This is a genomic window from Xanthomonas sp. SHU 166, assembly GCF_000364685.1.
Classification (GTDB): Bacteria; Pseudomonadota; Gammaproteobacteria; order Xanthomonadales; family Xanthomonadaceae; genus Xanthomonas_A; species Xanthomonas_A sontii.
The window spans coordinates 1-922 of sequence record NZ_AQOJ01000554.1; the positions used below are offsets into that span (position 1 = coordinate 1).

The following is a 922-nucleotide window of genomic DNA, read 5'->3' on the forward strand; positions in this document are numbered from 1 at the left end:
GCGCCTCGGCGGCGGCGGCCAGTTCCTGCGCCAGCGGCGCGGTGGCCGAGACGATGCCGGCCAGCGGCGGCAGGGCGACGCCGGATTCGACAAGCGCACGCAGATGCACCGGCGTGGTCACCAGCAGCCGCGGCGCCGGCAGCTGCGCCAACGCGCGCGCCACGTCCTCGGGAAAGAACGGCCGCCCGGCGTGCACCGCCAGCGGCGTCACCAGCGGCAGCAGGATCGACAGCTCCATGCCGTACATGTGCTGCGGCGGCACCGTCGCCACCACCTGCGGCACCGCCGTGTCCGGCCAAAGCCCGACCAGCGCCAGCAGGTCCTGGCGGGTGCTGGTGAGGAAGCTGCCCCAGGTCTTGGGATTGGGCTTGGGCGCGCCGGTGCTGCCGGAGGTGAAGCCGATCGCCACCAGCGCGTCGTCGGCCAGCTGCGGCATCGGCCCGTCCAGCGACGGCAGCGCGTCCGGCAACTGCCAGTAGCGCGGCGGCGGCTCGGCCAGCGCCAGGTCGCCCAGGCAGTAGCAGTCGGCATGGCTGCGCTGCACCTCGGCCACCACCGCCGGCGCGCGCGAGGACGGCAGCAGCGAGGTCTGCCCGCGCAGCGCCACCGCGCAGAACGCGACCATGAAGCGGTAGCGGTCCTCGCACAGATTCAAGGCATGCCGGCCGGCCGGCAGCACCGCAGCCAGGCCGCGCACGTGGCCAAGGAAGGTGGCCAGGTCGATGTGCTCGCCGTTGGCGAAGGCCAGCGGGCGCCGCGCGTCGCCGACGGCGAGCGGATGCAACAGGGGCGCGGCGGGAATCTCGGAGGAAACGGCGGACATGCGGGGCGGCGGCTCGGGCGGGCGATGACCCGCACGGCGCGGGAGCCGGTAGCTTGGCCGCCGCCGCCGCCGCTGGCAAGCCGGCCTGCCGCGGCTGCC

The 922-nt window shown here is 75.4% G+C and carries 1 protein-coding gene; it reads right to left on the reverse strand.

What is annotated here, in order from left to right:
- The coding region (locus D180_RS14110) for an AMP-binding protein (protein ID WP_017913311.1) at positions 1 to 823 on the reverse strand (823 nt) is incomplete at its 3' end.
- Between the last annotated feature and the right edge of the window lie 99 nt (positions 824 to 922).